The organism is Micromonospora sp. M42 (assembly GCF_000568915.1).
Classification (GTDB): Bacteria; Actinomycetota; Actinomycetes; order Mycobacteriales; family Micromonosporaceae; genus Micromonospora; species Micromonospora chalcea.
In genome coordinates this window covers 4,004,728-4,022,478 of sequence record NZ_KK037233.1, presented here as the reverse complement: position 1 = coordinate 4,022,478, position 17,751 = coordinate 4,004,728, and the positions used below count along the sequence as shown (strand labels likewise).

17 protein-coding genes, 1 pseudogene and 1 riboswitch are annotated in these 17,751 nt (G+C 72.3%); of the genes and pseudogenes, 11 read left to right on the top strand and 7 right to left on the bottom strand.

The features are described from left to right. Positions 1-179: 179 nt before the first annotated feature. From MCBG_RS34220 to MCBG_RS18390, 3 genes are all read right to left on the bottom strand, one after another. The gene (locus tag MCBG_RS34220; protein ID WP_223201478.1) at positions 180-884 is read right to left on the bottom strand and encodes a hypothetical protein; all 705 of its coding nucleotides are present in this window, start codon (positions 882-884) and stop codon (positions 180-182) included. Positions 885-1,503: 619 nt separating this feature from the next. After that, the gene (locus MCBG_RS32575; RefSeq protein ID WP_157560789.1) at positions 1,504-2,568 is read right to left on the bottom strand and encodes a hypothetical protein; all 1,065 of its coding nucleotides are present in this window, start codon (positions 2,566-2,568) and stop codon (positions 1,504-1,506) included. A 109-nt stretch (positions 2,569-2,677) separates the two neighbouring features. Then, positions 2,678-4,270, bottom strand: a complete 1,593-nt coding sequence (locus tag MCBG_RS18390; protein WP_051611280.1) for a C40 family peptidase — start codon at positions 4,268-4,270, stop codon at positions 2,678-2,680. Positions 4,271-4,491: 221 nt separating this feature from the next. Here MCBG_RS18390 and mqnE point away from each other — a divergent pair, with 221 nt between their 5' ends. From mqnE to MCBG_RS18375, 3 genes are read left to right on the top strand one after another with little or no spacing between them, the layout of a single operon-like run. After that, complete coding sequence (mqnE, locus tag MCBG_RS18385; RefSeq protein WP_043327375.1) at positions 4,492-5,661, top strand: aminofutalosine synthase MqnE; 1,170 nt, start codon at positions 4,492-4,494, stop codon at positions 5,659-5,661. 7 nt (positions 5,662-5,668) lie between these two features. Beyond that, positions 5,669-6,097 carry a hypothetical protein gene (locus MCBG_RS18380; protein WP_043327373.1) on the top strand — a complete coding sequence of 143 codons (429 nt, stop codon included), beginning with the start codon at positions 5,669-5,671 and terminating at the stop codon, positions 6,095-6,097. A gap of 26 nt (positions 6,098-6,123) precedes the next feature. Beyond that, positions 6,124-6,402: a DUF4229 domain-containing protein gene (locus MCBG_RS18375; protein ID WP_043327371.1), complete on the top strand. Its 279-nt coding sequence runs from the start codon at positions 6,124-6,126 to the stop codon at positions 6,400-6,402. Positions 6,403-6,491: 89 nt separating this feature from the next. Here MCBG_RS18375 and MCBG_RS18370 read toward each other — a convergent pair whose 3' ends face one another. Then, positions 6,492-7,832, bottom strand: a complete 1,341-nt coding sequence (locus MCBG_RS18370) for a C39 family peptidase (RefSeq protein WP_043327369.1) — start codon at positions 7,830-7,832, stop codon at positions 6,492-6,494. Positions 7,833-8,039: 207 nt separating this feature from the next. Between MCBG_RS18370 and MCBG_RS18365 the strand changes: the two are divergent. The 4 genes and pseudogenes from MCBG_RS18365 to MCBG_RS18350 form a co-directional block, all read left to right on the top strand. Further along, positions 8,040-9,359: pseudogene (locus MCBG_RS18365) on the top strand (M14 family metallopeptidase); the annotation flags it as partial. Positions 9,360-9,479: 120 nt separating this feature from the next. Further along, positions 9,480-9,573: riboswitch (cobalamin riboswitch) on the top strand. A gap of 107 nt (positions 9,574-9,680) precedes the next feature. Further along, the gene (locus MCBG_RS18360) at positions 9,681-10,613 is read left to right on the top strand and encodes an ABC transporter substrate-binding protein (RefSeq protein WP_043327365.1); all 933 of its coding nucleotides are present in this window, start codon (positions 9,681-9,683) and stop codon (positions 10,611-10,613) included. Between the two features lie 77 nt (positions 10,614-10,690). Next, a complete protein-coding gene (locus tag MCBG_RS18355; RefSeq protein WP_051611556.1) occupies positions 10,691-11,785 on the top strand; it encodes a FecCD family ABC transporter permease in 1,095 nt (364 codons plus the stop codon). Beyond that, positions 11,782-12,561, top strand: a complete 780-nt coding sequence (locus MCBG_RS18350) for an ABC transporter ATP-binding protein (protein WP_043327362.1) — start codon at positions 11,782-11,784, stop codon at positions 12,559-12,561. Before MCBG_RS18355 ends, MCBG_RS18350 begins: the two co-directional genes overlap by 4 nt. A 289-nt stretch (positions 12,562-12,850) precedes the next feature. Here MCBG_RS18350 and MCBG_RS18345 read toward each other — a convergent pair whose 3' ends face one another. The 3 genes from MCBG_RS18345 to MCBG_RS18335 form a co-directional block, all read right to left on the bottom strand. After that, complete coding sequence (locus tag MCBG_RS18345; protein WP_043327360.1) at positions 12,851-13,609, bottom strand: VOC family protein; 759 nt, start codon at positions 13,607-13,609, stop codon at positions 12,851-12,853. 94 nt (positions 13,610-13,703) lie between these two features. Further along, positions 13,704-14,441, bottom strand: coding sequence for an ABC transporter permease (locus tag MCBG_RS18340; RefSeq protein ID WP_043327358.1), 738 nt, complete (start codon positions 14,439-14,441; stop codon positions 13,704-13,706). 9 nt (positions 14,442-14,450) lie between these two features. Then, complete coding sequence (locus MCBG_RS18335) at positions 14,451-15,338, bottom strand: ABC transporter ATP-binding protein (protein ID WP_043327355.1); 888 nt, start codon at positions 15,336-15,338, stop codon at positions 14,451-14,453. A 154-nt stretch (positions 15,339-15,492) separates the two neighbouring features. Here MCBG_RS18335 and MCBG_RS18330 point away from each other — a divergent pair, with 154 nt between their 5' ends. The 4 genes from MCBG_RS18330 to MCBG_RS18315 are packed head-to-tail and all read left to right on the top strand — an operon-like array spanning position 15,493 to position 17,717. Beyond that, positions 15,493-15,813 (top strand): type VII secretion target, encoded by a 321-nt coding sequence (locus MCBG_RS18330; RefSeq protein ID WP_043327353.1) that lies wholly within the window; start codon positions 15,493-15,495, stop codon positions 15,811-15,813. Between the two features lie 10 nt (positions 15,814-15,823). After that, positions 15,824-16,750: a WXG100 family type VII secretion target gene (locus MCBG_RS18325; RefSeq protein ID WP_043327351.1), complete on the top strand. Its 927-nt coding sequence runs from the start codon at positions 15,824-15,826 to the stop codon at positions 16,748-16,750. 9 nt (positions 16,751-16,759) lie between these two features. Next, complete coding sequence (locus MCBG_RS18320) at positions 16,760-17,113, top strand: YbaB/EbfC family nucleoid-associated protein (RefSeq protein ID WP_043327350.1); 354 nt, start codon at positions 16,760-16,762, stop codon at positions 17,111-17,113. A 4-nt stretch (positions 17,114-17,117) separates the two neighbouring features. Beyond that, positions 17,118-17,717, top strand: a complete 600-nt coding sequence (locus MCBG_RS18315) for a hypothetical protein (protein ID WP_043327348.1) — start codon at positions 17,118-17,120, stop codon at positions 17,715-17,717. The last annotated feature ends 34 nt before the right edge of the window (positions 17,718-17,751 follow it).

The following is a 17,751-nucleotide window of genomic DNA, read 5'->3' as shown; positions in this document are numbered from 1 at the left end:
TCGAGCGGGGCGCATCTTCGCGATGGCCCGCCGCGGCCTGTCACGCCGCCGAATCGCCCGCAAGATCGCCCATGAGCGCGCAATCGGGGCGCGCCAGGTCAGTAATCGGAGACAAGTGTACGGCGCTTCGCCCACTCCGCCACGGCAGCGCGAGGCGGTAGTGGGCGGGCTCACCCCCATCACTCGACCGGCATGGCTCCGGTCAGGCCGCTGAGCGCGTCGTTGGCCAGGAAGACCACGAGCAGGCTGATGGCGATGAGCATGGTGAGCGCGACCGCCAGCACGATGATCACCTTGGTGTTGCCGCCCCGGGCCGCCGGGCTCTCCTCGGACCAGCCCTGAGCCAGGATGTGCCCGGTCAGCGAGCCGGAGTTCTCCAGCGGATTGCCCTGCGGGAACGACACGGTGGCGAAACCGGGTCCGTCCGTCCCGCCGCCGTAGACGGCGCCGGCGAGGTCCGTGCTGCCGGACTGCTGACGTACCGGACGGGTCGCGTCGGCGTCGCGGGCCGGCGTGGCCGGCGGCGGCCAGGTCGGCAGCGCCGGCGCCGGGACCGCGGGCGGCGGCGGGGCGGAGACGGGCGCGGCGGCCCACGAGGGCGGCGACTCGGCGGAGGACGCCGGAGTGCCGGTCGTGGCCGGCGGCGCGGACGGGAAGGGCGTGGTGGCCGGCGCGGGCGGCACTGCCGAGCCGGCCGACGGCGGGGCGAACGACGGCGGGCCCGCGGTGACCGGTGGCGTGACGAACGACGGCGCGCCTGGGGTGGCCGACGGCGTGCCGAACGACGGGCCTGCGGTGGCCGGTGGCGCGGGGAACAGCGGCGCGGGCAGCGGGTTCGCCGCGGCCGTCATCGCCGGTGGTGGCGGGAACGGAGGCGCGGGCATCGGACCCGGTGGGGGCGGCGGCGGGGGCACCGCGGGTCCGGGCGGCGGCACCGGCGGCCCCGGTACGGGCGGAACCGGCCCCGGTGGGGTGGGCGCCGGCGCGGGCGGCGCGGGCGCGGGCGGCGCGGGCGCGGGCGGCGTGGGCCGGAACGGCGGCTCCGGCTCCGGCACCGGCGGCGCGGGCGACGGCGGGGTCGGACCCGGTACCGGGGTCGGCGCCGGCTCGGGCTCCTGAGCCGTGCGGGGCCGGGGCTGCGCGGGCTCCGGCGGCCTTTGTCGCCACCTCGTTAACGCTAACAAAGGATCTCTCTTATTAGCGCGGGCACTTACCTGAACCCCAATTACCCAGTGACACAAGCCGCGAGGTCACAAGCGAGCCGCGGATTGTTAGCGTAACCAATGCCGCGATTTAGGCTTGAGCTACCGTCGGGCTTTGCGAGAAGGTTTAAACTCCCTACGAGGCACACTGTTCCTTGGGGCGACCAACTGTGCACGGCGTACTCGAATATGTATAACCCAAGCGGTAGAATGGGATTCAAGGGACGGACTGCTCGTGTGCCACTGTGGGCCCATCACGCTTAGTTGCAGCTCCGATAAAAACTTGGGCTAATCAGGTTAATCACCAGTTGAATAAATCATTAAGAGGTAGTCTAGGATGGTTTGCGATGTGATGTACTTGTGGATGTGAGGAGACCAAACTAAGAAAGTAACGGTCGCGGCGGCGGGAGCGGTCACCACCGAGGCGGCGATCTCGTCGGCGGACACCCGGCTCAGGCCGGGTACCGCGGCGCTGGCCCCGGGCGTGCGCCGTCCCGCCTTGCCCGGCCGGCTTCGTGGACAGCGCCGCATTGAGCCCGGCGGGCTTCGCGGACGGCGCCGCATCGAGGTCGGCGGGCTTCGCGGAGGGCACCGCACCCGGCCCGGCCGGTTGCTCGGCGAGGGCGGGGGACGCGGTGCCGGAGTCGGCGGACCCGGCTGCCGGGGCGCCGTCCCGGGGATCGGTGGCGGTGCTTCCAGCCGCGTTCTCCGGCCAGCCCGGCGCGGCGTCGCGGTCCGGTCGATCGTCGGTCGCGACCGCATCCGCGCCGGCGGCGTCCTCACCCGGCGTCTCGCCGCCCACCGAAGTCGACGCGCCCGCCGGAGTGGACACGCCAGCCGGAGCGGCCGGTGTGGACGAGTCGGCGGGAGCGGACACGGCGGGAGCGGACACGGCAGGCGGAACGGACGGGGCAGCCGAGTCGGCGAGGGCCGTCGGAATGGGCGCGGGCACCCGGGCGGAACCGGAGACACGGGGAGCCGGGATACCGGCCGCCGGGCCGTCCGGCGTGGCCGGGGAGGGCGTACCCGCAGCGGGTGTGCTGATGGGGGCCTCGGGCGTCGCCGGGCGTTCGGCCACGGCGAAGGCGGACCAGGTCGACGGGGGAACTGTCGCGCCGGGCTGACGCCGGTCCAGCGGCGGGGCGTCCGCCGGGGTGCCCGCGCGGTACGTGGTGGGGCTCGACGGCGCCGCCGGCGGCTCGTCGCCGGCGGGAGGCGGTACGGCCGCCCCGGCGACGGTCACCCGTGCCCGCGCGACGGCCACCGGCCCGGGGCGGGCCGCTGCCGGGCTGTCGTCGGCAGGGTCGGCGGCGTCGGGCGTCGGTCCGGGGTGGACCTTCTCCGCCGGAACCTCGTGCTCGCCCATCTCGCCCCTCCGCACCTACGCTCGCCCCCGACCGTGGCGCCGGCCGAAAGTGCCTGGATCTCACCGTGCCATATTCCGGCCCGGGCGCACAGCCGGAGTGCGGGTTGGGTCAGTCGGCGCTGCCGCTCGCGCTGGCAGAGGCGCTGGCGGAAGCGCTGGCGGACGTGCTGCGCGACGGGGCGACGCTGCTGCTGCTCGGGGCGGCGCTGGTGCTCGGCGCGGCGCTCTTGCTCTCGCTCGGCGTCGGCGTCGGCTCCTCGGGCGGGCTGGGCGGCGTGCTGGGCGTCGGGCTGGAGGTCGTCGGGTCCGGCGTGGGCGTGGTCGGCCTCGGGGTGGTCGGCGTCGGCCTGGGGGTCGTCGGCGTCGGCTTCGGCGTGGTGGGCGTCGGCTTCGGCGCCGGGGACGACGGCGGCGGGGTGGTCGGCACGGGCGGCGGGGGAGCCGGGGTGGCCGGGGCGGCGACGGCTCCGATCACCCGGGTCGCGGCGTAGAGCCGGGACCAGCGGACCACCGAGATCTTGACGACGTCGCCGGTCCGGGGCGCCTCCACCATCTTGCCGTTGCCGATGTACATGGCGACGTGGTGGATGCTCGTCCAGCTGCTGCTGGAGGCGAAGAAGAGCAGGTCGCCGGGGAGCAGCGCGTTCGGTGAGACGGTGCGGGAGCGGGTGGCGTAGTACTGGTCCTTGGCGACCCGCGGCAGGCCCTTGTAGCCGGCCGACCGGTAGGAGGCGAGCACCAGGCCGGAGCAGTCGAACCGGTCCGGGCCCTCGGCGGCCCAGAGGTACGGGTCGCCGAGCTGGGCGAGGGCGTAGCGGACCGCGGCGAGCGCCTTGGGGTCCGCCGCCAGACCGTCGATGCTCTGGTTGACGACGTACGAGCTGCCGAGCTGCTGCTCGGCGGCGTCGGCCAGGCGCTCGATCTCGAGCAGCTTGGCGGCGTTCTCCTTGCGCAGCGCGACGAGCGTCGTCTCCTGCTTGCGCAGGTCGGTCTCGGCGCGGGTGAACTCGGCGGCCTTCTCGGTCGCCCGGCGCTGGGCCGAGTCGTGCGCCTCCCGGGCGATCCGCTCGGCGTTCGTGGCCCGGAGGAGTTCGCCGGTCACCGACGTGGTGGCGCCCTCGGCCTTGTCGCCCCGGGTGATGCGCTGGAGGTTGGCGAAGTCACGCAGGCTGGCGCCGAACTCGCCCGGCGGCAGCGCCGCGTCGGCCTTGACCGCGTCGGCGGCGGCGCTCTTCGCGTTCTCCTGGGCCCGGGTGAGCGCGTCCTCGGCTTCCTTGAGCCGGGCGGCGGACTGGGTCAGCTCGGCCTGTGCGGCGTCCCGCTCGCCCTTGATCCGCAGCATTTCCTCGCCCAGCAGCCCGACCTGGGCGTCGAGCTGGTTGATCTGCGCGATCAGCGGGCCGTCGGCCGGGTTGGTGACGCCGGTGGTGCCGCCCGGCAGGCCCGGGACGGTTACTCCGGGCACGCCCGGAACGCTGCCGGGCAGGCCGGGGACGCTGCCGGGCAGTTGCAGGGGGCCGGTGACCTGGGGGCGGGAGCCGGTGCTGGGCACGGTGTCGGGCAGCGGGTCGGCCCAGGCCGGGGTGGCGAGCGCCGCCGCCGCGACCGCACCGAGGAGGGCGGACCAGAGGGCCGGACGCAGGACCGGTGAGATCACCGGCTGCCGGCCTCGTCGCCGCCGGGCCTTGGTGCTGTCGGACATTCCGCTCCCCGTCCGGTCTGGTGCCCGCCACGCGAGGTGGGGCGTGTCAGGACAGGACGGCACTGGTGTGTGTTCCGCCCCACCCTGTCTTACCTCACCGTCGCAGCGATGTCGATGTGCGGAGAGTGACGGCGGGTGAACTGGCTCGACCACGTCGGCGGCTGGTCGGACCCGCGACGTACGCTCGATCGGGAACCCAGGGGGAAGGACGTGGCTTTCGGATGGACGCCGGACTCAAGCGCGAACTCGAAGCGAAGGTGTACGCCGGGGAGCGGTTGACCCGCGAGGACGGCATCGCCCTCTACGACAGCGACGACCTGACCTGGCTGGGCCGGCTGGCCCACCACAGGCGTACGGAGCTCAACGGCGACCGGGTGATGTTCAACGTCAACCGGCACCTGAACCTGACGAACGTCTGCTCGGCGTCGTGCGCGTACTGCTCGTTCCAGCGCAAGCCGGGCGAGAAGGACGCCTACACGATGCGGATCGACGAGGCGGTCCGTAAGGCCAAGGAGATGGAGGACGAGCAGCTCACCGAGCTGCACATCGTCAACGGCCTGCACCCGACGCTGCCCTGGCGCTACTACCCGAAGGTGCTGCGGGAGCTGAAGGCCGCGCTGCCGAACGTCAACCTCAAGGCGTTCACCGCGACCGAGGTGCAGTGGTTCGAGAAGATCAGCGGGCTCACCGCCGACGCGATCCTCGACGAGCTGATGGACGCCGGCCTGGAGTCGCTGACCGGCGGCGGCGCGGAGATCTTCGACTGGGAGATCCGCCAGCACATCGTCGACCACAACTGCCACTGGGAGGACTGGTCGCGCATCCACCGGCTTGCCCACTCCAAGGGCATGAAGACGCCGTCGACCATGCTCTACGGCCACATCGAGGAGCCCCGGCACCGGGTCGACCACGTGCTGCGGCTGCGCGAGCTGCAGGACGAGACCGGTGGCTTCCAGGTCTTCATCCCGCTGCGCTACCAGCACGACTTCGTCGACTCGGCGGACGGCAAGATCCGTAACCGGATCCAGGCCCGCACCACGATGGCCTCGCCGGCCGAGTCGCTGAAGACGTTCGCGGTCTCCCGGCTGCTGTTCGACAACGTGCCGCACGTCAAGTGCTTCTGGGTCATGCACGGCCTGTCGGTGGCGCAGCTCTCGCTGAACTTCGGCGTCGACGACCTGGACGGCTCGGTCGTGGAATACAAGATCACCCACGACGCCGACTCGTACGGCACGCCGAACACCATGCACCGCGACGACCTGCTGCACATGATCTGGGACGCCGGGTTCCGCCCGGTCGAGCGGAACACCCGCTACGAGATCGTGCGCGAGTACGACGGGCCGCCGTCGCTGGCCGAGCGCCGGTCCGAGCCGCAGCAGGTCTGGGCCTGAGCGGGCGATGAGCGGCGAGGAACAGCAGCGCGCCTTCCCCCGGCGTGACGCCGAGGGGCGCATCCTGACCCTCGGTGACCTGCTCGGCGTGAGCCTCGCCGGCCTGGTCATCGGGGTGCTGGCGCTGCTGGTCTTCGAATGGGCGTTCGCCACCATCGGCGACAGCGGCTTCGGGGGCACGAACGGCTGGCTGGCGGTGATCCTGCCGCTCTGGTTGTTCTGGGACGAGTTCCGGGCCTGGGAGTTCGGCGCCGCCCGGGTGGTGGCGGCGCTGGCCGGCATCGCGCTCGGCGTGCTCGCCGGTCTGCTGGCCGCCGGACTGGCCTCGGGGCTGCCCGCGCTGTTCACGGGAGCGTTGGCCGCGGCGGTGTTCACCGTGGTCTACGCGGTCGTCTGGTTTCATGGCGTGCACTGGCTGGCCCGGCGTACGGGCTGAGGCACGAAGAGAGTGGGAATGCGGGAATGAGCGCGGCGCTCAAGTACACGCTGGGCCGGATCGGGCTGTTCGTCGTCGTGCTGGCGGCCCTCTGGTTCGTCGACATGAACATGTTCCTGCGGCTGATGCTGGCGTTGATCTTCTCCGCCACGCTGTCGTTCTTCCTGCTCAAGGGCCTGCGGGACCAGATGGCCGGGGAGATGGCGGAGGCGGCCGAGCGGCGTCGCCTGGAGAAGGACCGGCTGCGCTCCGCGCTGGCCGGTGAGGACCAGGCCGAGCCGGACGGCGAACGCCGCGACAGCTGAGCGGACCGGCGGGGCCCGGCGCGCGACGTCGCGCCGGGCCCTTCGCGGTTCACCAGCCGGTCGAGCGGTTCACCGGATGGTCGAGCCGCTCACCAGTTGGTCGAGCCCGGGACGACCGGCCACGGCCGGTCGACCGGCTTGATCAGGTACGCGATGCCGCCCGAGCCGGAGGCCACTGTGCCGTTGGCGCGGTAGCGCTTGGTGCGCAGCCAGATCTGCTCGAACTGCTCCCGCTTGTAGACGTTGCGCACCGCCTCGTTCGAGGAGGACGCGGGGTCGTTCACGATCACGTCGCCCTCGGCGGTGAAGCCGACGATCACGAACAGGTGCCCGGCGGTGCCGTAGTTGGCCCCGTCGAGTTCGCTGGCGAGGAACGACTGCGAGGTGACCACCGGGATGCCGGCCTTGATGAAGCGTTCCGCCTCGTCCAGCGAGTGCAGCCGGGTGACCCGGCCCTCCAGGCCGGGGAAGCTCGCCGCGTACGCGGTGTTGAACGGCCAGTTGCCCGCGCCGTCGTACTCGTAGTCGTAGGTCATCCGGGCGGCGTGGTCGACGGTCGGGTCGGGGTAGGCGGGGTCGACCCAGGAGGTGTCCTCGGCCGAGGGCTTGCGGCCCCAGTACTCGACCACCATCTCCGTCGAGGTGGGTGAGCACCACGCCTCGCCGCCGCCGTTGTACTCGGGGTACTCGCCGATGTGGACGTTCTGCGAGTAGCGCGGCACGGCCAGCTCGGTGCCCCAGGCGATGCCGCCCCGGCTCGGGGTGACGGTGAACCGGTCGGGCACGTTCGAGGCCATCGCGCCGACCATCCGCACCTGCGGCGCGGCGGCCTGGCCGGGCGCGCGGTAGAGCGTCAGCCGCAACTGGTACGAGCGCAGCAGCACTCCGGCGTCGGCGTCGTCGATCGAGAACGTGTCGGTCCAGATGCTCGACCAGGGGTCGCCCTGGCCGTCCAGCGTGGACCGCTTGATGTCCTGGTCGCCGGAGGCCCAGCGGCCCATGACGAACCACGGGGTCTGCGTCCCGGTGTTGTACGTGCCGTGCAGCTCGACCTGGATCCAGGTGCCGGCCGGGGTGGCGGCGTTCCAGGACGCGACCATCTCGCTGGCGTCGAAGCCGATCCGCCGCTCGGGCGAGGTCCAGGTGGCGTACTCCCAGGTGCGGGTCGTGCCGGTGTGCTCGTCGGTGAACTCGGTGGTGCCCACCGGGCGGTCGATGGTCAGCGCGGGGTGACGGCCCGGTACGGCGCGGGTGCCCTGGTGGGAGCCGCTGCGCCAGTCGGGGAAGCGGGAGAACTCCTGGAACGTGATCTGTTCGTCGTGTGTGAGGCCCGGCCGCGGGGCTTGTGCCTGGGCCGGTGCGGTGGTGCCGAGGAGGGTGAGCGCGGTGAGGCCGGCGAGGGCGGCCGCGCGCATGGGTCGTCCGAACATGGCAGCTCCACGGGGAGACGGCATCGTTGCCGTTCACTGTCGCGCCTGGCGGGAAGTTTCGCCAGATGTTCAGGCATGGAAAATCATTGCCGAAGTGACGATCAGGTCGGGATGACTAAAGGAAGAGACAGATATTGATATGACCATGTGTCTCCTGGTGGAGTGTGCGGACAACGGGAGCTCTCCCGTACCCCCAGGAGGTTGTCCATGGCCTTCCGCACCTCTCCGTTCCGCCGCCGGCTGGCGCTCGCCGCCGCCGTCGGCCTGACCATCGTCAGCGCGGCCGCCGCGCCCGCCGTCGCCCGGCCCGCGCCGGAGGGCTCCGGCGAGCCGGCCGCCGTCGCGTACCGGGTGCTCGGCCCCCGCACCGCCGCGGACCGCACCGCGGTCGCCGGCACCGGCGCCGCCATCGACTACTCCGAACACGGTGTGTTGCACGTCACGGCCACCAAGGCCGAGGCGAACGCGATCACCCGGCTCGGGTTCCGGCTCGAGAAGGACGTCGTGCCGGAGCACAACCACGCCGACGGGGGCATGACCGCCAACGCGTTCCCGCCCGCCGACTCGAACTACCACGACTACGCCGAGCTGACCGCGGTGGTGAACAAGGTGGTCGCCGACCACCCGACCATCGCGCGGAAGCTGAGCATCGGCACGTCCTACCAGGGCCGGGACCTGATGGCCGTGAAGATCTCCGACAACGTCGCCACCGACGAGGCGGAGCCGGAGATCCTGTTCAACGCCCAGCAGCACGCGCGTGAGCACCTCACCGTCGAAATGGCGATCTACCTGCTCAACCTCTTCACCGACAACTACGGCAGCGACTCCCGGATCACAAACATCGTCAACACCCGGGAGATCTGGATCGTCCCCACCGTCAACCCCGACGGCAGCGAATACGACATCGCCACCGGCTCCTACCGCTCCTGGCGCAAGAACCGGCAGCCCAACAGCGGCTCCACCGCCGTCGGCACCGACCTGAACCGCAACTGGGGCTACCAGTGGGGCTGCTGCGGCGGCTCGTCCAGCTCGAAGTCGTCGGACACCTACCGGGGCCCGTCCGCCTTCTCCGCGCCGGAGACCGCGGCGCTGCGCAACTTCGTCAACAGCCGGGTCGTCGGCGGGGTGCAGCAGATCAAGGCGAACATCGACTTCCACACCTACTCGCAGCTGGTGCTCTGGCCGTACGGGTACACGTACAACAACACCGCCACCGGGATGAACACCGACCAGTACAACACCTTCGCCACCATCGGACGGCAGATGGCGGCGACCAACAACTACACCCCGGAACAGTCGAGCGACCTCTACATCGCCGACGGCACCAGCATCGACTGGATGTGGGGCGCCCACAAGATCTGGGCGTACACCTTCGAGATGTACCCCGGCTCGGCCTCCGGCGGCGGCTTCTACCCGCCGGACGAGGTGATCCCGGCGCAGACCTCACGCAACCGGGAGGCCGTGCTGATCCTGTCCGAGTACGCCGACTGCCCGTACCGGGCGATCGGCAAGCAGAGCCAGTACTGCTGACCTCACCACCGGGTGGGAACCCCGGTTCCACCCCCGCCGGGGTTCCCACCCACCCCCACCGTCCGGACGATCTCCGCTGGTCGTGCGCTACCGTGGCACCGACCGTGCCACAGCGAAGCCGGTGCGAAACCGGCGCTGTCCCGCAACTGTGATGCCCCGTACGCGCGGCGTCGGCCTCCCGCCGGCGCCGACGGACGTGGGACGAGCCAGGTCGCCTGCGGCCCGGTCGCGACACGCGCTCTCGAGGAAGGGCGCCTCGCGGACGGGCCTCTCTTCCTGTCGGCGAAGCACCACACTCCTCGACCGACAGGAGGCTTCATGTCCCGACGTACCCCCCGGCTCTTCGCCACCGCGCTCGCGGCCGGCGTGCTGCTTCTCGGCGGTTGCGCCGAGAAGACCTCGACCGACACCCCCGCCGCCGGCGCCTCCGGCGGCGCGTTCCCGGCCACCGTCGGCAAGCTGACGCTGGAGAAGCGGCCCGAGAAGATCGTCTCGCTCTCGCCGACCTCCACCGAGATGCTCTTCGCCATCGGCGCCGGCAAGCAGGTCACCGCCGTCGACGACCAGTCGAACTACCCGGCCGACGCGCCCCGCACCGACCTGTCCGGCTACCAGCCGAACGCGGAGGCGGTCGCCTCCCGCAACCCCGACCTGGTGGTGATCTCGGACAACCTCAACAAGATCGCCGACCAGCTCGTCGCGCTGAAGATCCCGGTGCTGCAGATCCCCGCCGCGGCCACGCTCGACGACACGTACCGGCAGCTCACCGACCTGGGCACGCTCACCGGCCACCGGTCCGAGGCCGAGGCCGTGGTGCAGAAGATGAAGGACGACATCACCGCGCTGACCAAGGACCTGCCCAAGCGCACCGAGAAGCTGACCTACTTCCACGAACTGGGTCCGGAGCTGTACACCGCGACCAGCAAGACGTTCATCGGCACCATCTACGCGCTCGCCGGGCTGGAGAACATCGCCGACCCGTCCGACGCCGACGGGAAGAACGGCGGCTACCCGCAGCTCTCCCAGGAGGTCATCGTCAAGGCGAACCCCGACTTCGTCTTCCTGTCCGACACCAAGTGCTGCAAGCAGAACGCCGACACGGTGAAGGCGCGCAGCGGGTGGGCCGGCATCAACGCGGTGAAGAACAACCAGATCGTGGAGCTGGACGACGACATCGCCTCGCGCTGGGGCCCGCGCGTGGTCGACCTGCTCAAGGTCATCGTCGACGCCACCGCCAAGGTCCCGGCCTGACAGTGGCCCTACGACAGGCGGACTCCGCCCCGAACCCGGCCGGAACGCCTCGGGCGTCCCGGCCGGGCATCCGGCCGCTGTCCCGCCCCGGGCGGCGCGGGGCGCCCGGCGCGGGCGGCGCCCCGGTCCGGCCCGCCGGGCTACGCAAGCGCTGGCTGCTCGCCGGAGTCGTGGCCGTGCTCGTCGCGCTGGTGGCCGGCGTCTCACTCGGCCCGGTCAGCCTGCCGCCCGGCAGCGTCGCCGCCGAACTGCTCAACCTGCTACCCGGGGTACGCCTCGACAGCGGGCTCACCGAGCGGGAAATCGCGATCATCACCGAGCTGCGGCTGCCCCGGGTCGTGCTCGGCCTGCTCGTCGGCGCGCTCCTCGCCCTGGCCGGCGGCTGCTACCAGGGCGTCTTCCGCAACCCGCTGGCCGACCCGTACCTGCTCGGCGTGGCGGCCGGCGCCGGCTTCGCGGTCACCACGGCGATCGTGCTCGGCGCCGGAGCCGGCGGGGCGCTGACCGGGTTGCCGATCACCATCCCGCTCGCCGCGTTCGTCGGCTCGCTCGGCGCGGTCGTGCTGACGTACCTGCTCGGCGCGGCCGGCGGACGGGACCGGTCACCGGCCACGCTGATCCTGGCCGGGGTGGCGGTCTCGGCGTTCTTCGGCGCCGGGCAGACGTACCTGCTGCAACAGCACTCCGACAACATCCAGCAGGTCTACTCCTGGCTGCTCGGGCGGCTCGCCACCGCCGGCTGGCACGACGTGTGGCTGGTCCTGCCGTACTTCGTGCTCACCGCCGTGGTGGTGCTGCTGCACCGGCGTGAGCTGGACGTGCTCTCCGTCGGCGACGACGAGGCCACCGGTCTCGGCCTGCACCCGCAGCGCTCCCGCTACCTGCTGATCGCCGCCGCGTCGCTCGGTACCGCCGCCGCGGTCTCCGCGTCCGGGCTGATCGGCTTCGTCGGCATCATCGTGCCGCACACCATGCGGCTGCTCTTCGGCTCCAGCCACCGGATCATCCTGCCGCTGTCCATGCTGTTCGGCGGCGCGTTCCTCGCGCTCACCGACGTGGTCGCCCGTACCGCCGCCGCCCCCGCCGAGATCCCGATCGGCGTGGTCACCGCGCTGCTCGGCGGCCCGTTCTTCGTCCTCGTCCTGCGTACCGCCCGCCGGGTGGCGATGTGAACGCCCCCGCCGTGCGCGTGCACGACCTGCGGGTCGCCCTCGGCGGCAACCCGATCCTGGCCGGCGTCGACCTCACGGTCTCCGCCGGTGAGTGGGTCACCGTGATCGGACCCAACGGCGCCGGCAAGTCGACCCTGCTGCGCGCCGTCGGCGGCCTGCTGACCGGCCCGGGCGAGGTCGCACTCTTCGGTACGCCGATCGGCGCGCTCCGCCGCCGCGAACGGGCCCGGGTGGTGGCCACGGTGGCCCAGTCCCCGGTGGTGCCGGCCGGCATGTCGGTCTTCGACTACACGCTGCTCGGGCGTACCCCGTACATCCCGGCGCTGGGCCGCGAGTCCGCCGCCGACCTGGCCGCCGTGCACGAGGTGCTGGACCGGCTCGACCTCGGCCCGTTCGCACACCGTGAGCTGGCCACGCTCTCCGGCGGCGAGCGGCAGCGCGTCTTCCTGGCCCGGGCGCTGGCCCAGGGAGCCACCCTGCTGCTGCTGGACGAGCCGACGAGCGCGCTGGACATCGGGCACCAGCAGGAGGTGCTGGAACTGGTCGACCAGCTCCGCCGCGAGCACGGCCTGACCGTGCTGGCCACCATGCACGACCTCTCGATCGCCGGCGAGTACGCCGACCGTCTGGTGCTGCTGGCCGACGGCCGGGTGGCCGCCGCCGGTCCACCGGACGAGGTGCTCACCGAGGCCCTGCTGGCCCGCCACTACCGAGCCCACATCCGGGTGATCCCCGGCGACCACGGCCCCTTGGTGGTCCCCGTCCGCCCAACCTGACCCCACCCGCCCCGCCTTCGCGCGCCCGCCCTCTCGCGCCGTCGATCTTGCACTTCCGGCCCCGACAAAAGGTGCGAATGTAACGCCACGAGGGCCGCAACTGCAAGATCGGCGGACGGGGTGGCGGCTTTGCCGCTGAACAGCCCACCCTCAGGGAGCGCCGTCCCGAATCCTGAGCAGGTGTTCCGATTGCCGGGAGGGCAGATAGATCTTGGTACGAACAGGCCCTCCTGGGGGCCAACCCGTACCAAGATCTCGACCGGACCCGCCTCGCGCGCGGCGGAGGGGGTCAGCGGAGGGTGGAGATGGAGAAGAGGGCGCCGGACGGGTCGCGCAGGGCGGCGCTGCGGCCGGCCGGGTTGTCGCGCGGCGGGACCAGGACGGTGCCGCCCAGCTCGGCGGCCCGCGCGGCGGTGACGTCGGCGTCCTCCACCGCGAAGTAGACGGCCCAGTACGCGGGCAGGTCCTCCGGCATCGGCTCGGCCCGGGGCAGCATCCCGGCGACGATCCGGGCGCCGCAGCGCCATCCGGTGTACGGCACCGGCCCGGCGGGACGTTCCTCCGGGTGCCAGCCGAAGACCAGCGCGTAGAACTCCTTGGCGTTCTCCGGATCGGGGGTGACCAGCTCGTTCCAGCACATCGCGCCGGGTGCGTTGAACAGTTCGGCCCCGCGCATCGCCATCGGCTGCCAGACGCTGAACACCGCGCCCGCCGGGTCGGCGAGCACCGCCATCCGGCCCTGCGTGGCGACGTCGAACGGGGAGACCACCACCTGCCCGCCGGCCGCCTCCACCCGGGTCGCGACAAGGTCGGCGTCGTCGGTGGCCACGTACATCGACCAGACCGGCACCTGGTCCGGCGTGGCCGGTGGGCCGGCCCCGGCGACGGCTTTGCCGTCCTTCTGGAAGACGGTGTAGCCGCCCGCTTCCGGCTCGGGGGAGATCTGCCCGGTCCAGCCGAACAGCTCGGGGTAGAACCGTCGCGCGTCCTCCAGCCCCGGCGTGGCCAGGTCGGTCCAGCAGGGTGTGCCGGGCTCGACGCCGTTCACGGTGACCCCTCTCGCCGGGGACGGTCCCGCTGACCCGCCCTGTCGGCATCGTGGCACCGCCGGGTCGGCCACCGGGCCGGAACCGGACAAAAGGTCAGGTGAAGCGGCGTCCCTCGTCCCGCCGGTACGCCCAGCCGGCGGCCGCGGCGAGCACCAGCACCCAGACTCCCAGCATCACCAGCGACAGGGTGCCGGGCCGGAAGTCGGTGACCGCCGCCCAGATCAGTTCCACCGCGCCCCGGGTCGGCAGGTAGGGGGCGATCGCCTTGATGAAGCCGGGCGCGTCGTCCGGCCCGGAGAGCAGGCCGCCGCCGAACGCCAGCGGGAAGAAGATCACCTGCGCCACCACGATCGCCGCCTTGCTCGGCAGCGCGTAGCCGATCGCCAGGCCGAGCAGCGTGAACGGCACCGAGATCACCGCTACCGCGCCGAGCCCGAGCAGGAACTGCAGCGCGCTGACCCGGGCCTCGGTGGCCACCGCGGCGATCACCACCACCGGGATCATCGACACGTACGTCAGCACCAGCCCGGCCAGGATCCGCCCGGTGAGTCGCGGGGCCGGTCCGGTCGGCAGGGTCCGGGTGTACGGGTTCCAGGGCTGGTCGCGGTCCTCGGCGACACCCACGCCGTACTGGAAGATGTTGGCGCTCATCACCGCGAACGTCACCATGGCGGCGGTGGCGTAGGTGGCGCCGGTGGGGTCGTCGCCGGCGAACGGCACCACGAAGAAGAGCATCGCGGCCGCGGGGAAGAAGGCGCTGCCCACCACCGCCACCGGAATCCGGATGATCTCCAGGAGGTGGTAGCGGGCGTGGACGAGGGCGAGCGGCACGACTGTCTCCTAGGCGGGGGTGGGCGCGGGCCGGTCGCCGGCCGTGATGGCGAGGAACGCCTCCTCCAGCGAGGTGGGCCGGACCTCCAGGTCGCGGAACGCCACCCCGGCGGTGACCAGGTCGCGGACGAGCTGGTCGGCGTCGGTGGTGAGCAGGTGCACCCGCCCGTCGGCGCGTTCGGTGGCGACCACCCCGGGCAGCGTCGGCAGGTCGTCGGCGACCAGGCTGACCCGGCGTACGCCGACCATCCCGCGGATCGCCGCCACCGAGTCGTCGGCCAGTACCCGCCCGTGGCCGATCACCACGACGCGCTGCGCGAGCGCCTCCACCTCCTCCAGGTAGTGGCTGCTCAGCAGCACGGCGCCGCCGTCGGCGTGGAAGCCGCGGATCGCGTCCCAGAGCGCGTGCCGCGCCTCCACGTCGAGGCCGGTGGTCGGCTCGTCCAGCACCACCAGCCGGGGACGGCCGACGAACGCCAGCGCCACCGCCAGCCGGCGACGCTGGCCGCCGGAGAGGCCGCCGGTCTGCCGGCGTACCTGGTCGGCGAGGCCGAACCGGTCGAGCAGTTCGCCCCGGGGCACCGGGTCGGGGAAGTGCGCGGAGACGAAGTCGACCACCTCGCCGACCCGCAGCGTGCCGGGCAGGCCGGTCTCCTGCGGCGTGACGCCGAGCTGCCGCCGGCTCGCCGGGTCACGCGGGTCGCCGCCGCACAGCTCGACCCGGCCGCCGCTCGGGCGGCGCAGCCCGACCAGCAGGTTGATCAGGGTGCTCTTGCCGGCGCCGTTCGGGCCGAGCAGGCCGACCAGCTCCCCGGCCCGGACGGTCAGGTCGACCCGGTCCAGGGCCAGCACGTCGCCGTAGCGGCGACTGACCTGTTCGGCGCGGGCCAGGATCATCCGGGGCTCCTCGGGCGGCGGAAGGGTGCTCGTGCACTCCCTGTCTACCGTGCCGGGGCAACCGTCGCCGCCCCCTGTGGAACTGCGCACATCCCCTAGGCTGGTGGCGCCGTCGAGGACGGTGGAAGTTCCGACCGGACACTGGGGAGGGTCCGTGACCAGTCCGAGCAGGAATCTCGAGGTGCAGCCGGAGGCGTTGACGGCGTTCGCCGCCGCCTCCCGGGACCGGGCCGGCCAGTTCCGTGAGCTGCACCGGCTGTTCCGCGACGGCCACGTGGCCCGGCACGCGTTCGGCGTGATGCCCGCGTCGTTCAGTCTCGCCGCCGCGTACGAGCAGCAGTTCGAGGCGTGCCTGGCAGGGCTGGAGGACGGCGCCGAGGTGATGGCGACGATCGCCGAGGGGCTCCGCGACACCGCCGAGGCGTACACCGGCACGGACGTGGCCAACACCGACATGTTCCAGCCGGGCGCCTGAGGGGGGCGGGATGAGCACCGAGGCGCTGCAGCGCAACAAGACCTACTTCGAGCAGATCGTGTCGGGCACGCCCGACCCGTTCAAGCCGCTCTCGAACGCCGTGCTGTGGCCGTTCGAGCAGCTGCTGGAGCTGGTCGCCGGCGAGCCGGACGATCTGATGCGGGCGGCCCAGCTCGCGCTGACCACCGGCGACGCGGTCCGGCGGATCGCCGGCGACCAGGTCGCCGACCGGGCTCGGCTGCGCGGCGCCTGGGACGGCGACGCGGCGGACAAGTTCCACGCCTCGATGGAGTCGATCGAGGAGGCGATGGAGGAACTGGCCAAGGGGCTGGACGGCACCAAGGAGGTGCTGGTCGACGCCGCCAATGCCGCTGTCGACGCGTTCAACCTGCTGGTCGAGCTGATCCTGGAGTTCCTGCTCTGGTTCCTGACCGAGGTCATCATCGCCGCGGTGGCGGCAGTGCTGAGCGCCGGGGTGAGCCTGGCCGCCACAGTGGTGCGGGTGCTGGCCCGGCTCGCCACCACCGTCGGCCGCATGGTCAAGATCGTGGCGCGGTTCGCGGAGATCCTCACGAAGCTCGCCACCAAGCTCCAGAAGGTCGCCGAGTTGCTCATGCGCTACCGCCAGGTGGTGCTGGAGCTCCGCAAGGCCAAGAAGGCGTACGGCGCGTTCAGTAAGGCCGGCTACACCAGGGAGGCGGTGCTGTTCAAGGCCAAACGCGCCGCCATCCTGTTCCCGGGCAAGTTCGCCATCAACCAGGCGTCACCGGTGAACATCCCCGGTATCGGCGGCGCCCTGCTCGACACCGGCATGGGGCTGCACGACATCTCCGACGGGCGCAAGGACCGCAACTACCTGGTGGACGGCACGTACCGCGAGGATCTCGGCCCGTACACAAAGGGCGTGCAGAACGTGTTCGACTCGATCGTGAACTGAGAGGCACCCATGACGTTCCCGGCCCTGGACCGGATCGAGGCGCTGGCCCGCAACCTGGACGGGTGGCAGCGCGAACTCGGCGCGCGGATGGCCGAGCTGGAGCAGAGCAGCGCCCAGGGGGTCAGCGACTCCGGCCTGGTCACCGTGGTGGCCGCCGCCGACGGCAAGATTCTCTCCACCGATATCAACGCGCGGGCCATGCGGTTCGACTCGTACACGCTGGCCGAGGAGATCACCGCCGCGGCGAACCGGGCGCAGGAGGCCGCCGCCGCCCGGGTACGCGAGATCGTCGGCGAGGTGATGGGCAACGCCCCGGCGGCGGAGCGCCGTACCGACGACGGCTACGGCGACGGCCGATACTGAGCCGATGGACGAGACCAGATACCGCGACCCGATCGACCGGCTCGTCGAGCCGGGCGAGCGCGTGCTGGCCCACGCCAAGGCCGACGTCGGCCAGGGCCTCGCTCCGGCGCCGCCGCCCGAACCGGAGTCCACTGCCGAGCCGGGTCGGCGGACGCTCGGCTCGGTGCTGCTGAACGTCCTCCTGCCGCTCGCCACCTGGGACCGCGGCGACCGGCTGGTCGATGCGATCGGCTGGGGGATCGCCGGCCGTGGCGAGCCCGGCTCGGCCGCCTCCCGCCTGCACCGCGCGCTCCGCCCGGCCCGGCCCGACCTCCAGGTCCGGGAGACGCTGCTCGCGGTCACCGACCGGCGGCTGCTGGTCTGCCGTACCGGCGGGGTCAAGCTGCTGGCCGGGCGCGAGGCCGAGGAACGCGCGCTGGCCGAGACGTCGGTGGCGTGGTCGGCCGCGCGTGCGGAGGTCGCCTCGGCCCGGGTCGGGTGGCACCGGCTGAACCCGAAGCGGCTGCGGATCGACTTCACCGACGGTTCCTGGCTGTCGTTCACCGTGCCGATCGCCGAGTCCGGCCGTCCGCTGCGCGAGGTCGCCGCCGCGTTGTCCGCCTGACGGATCCGCCCGCCCGGGCCGCAGCCGCCCGCCC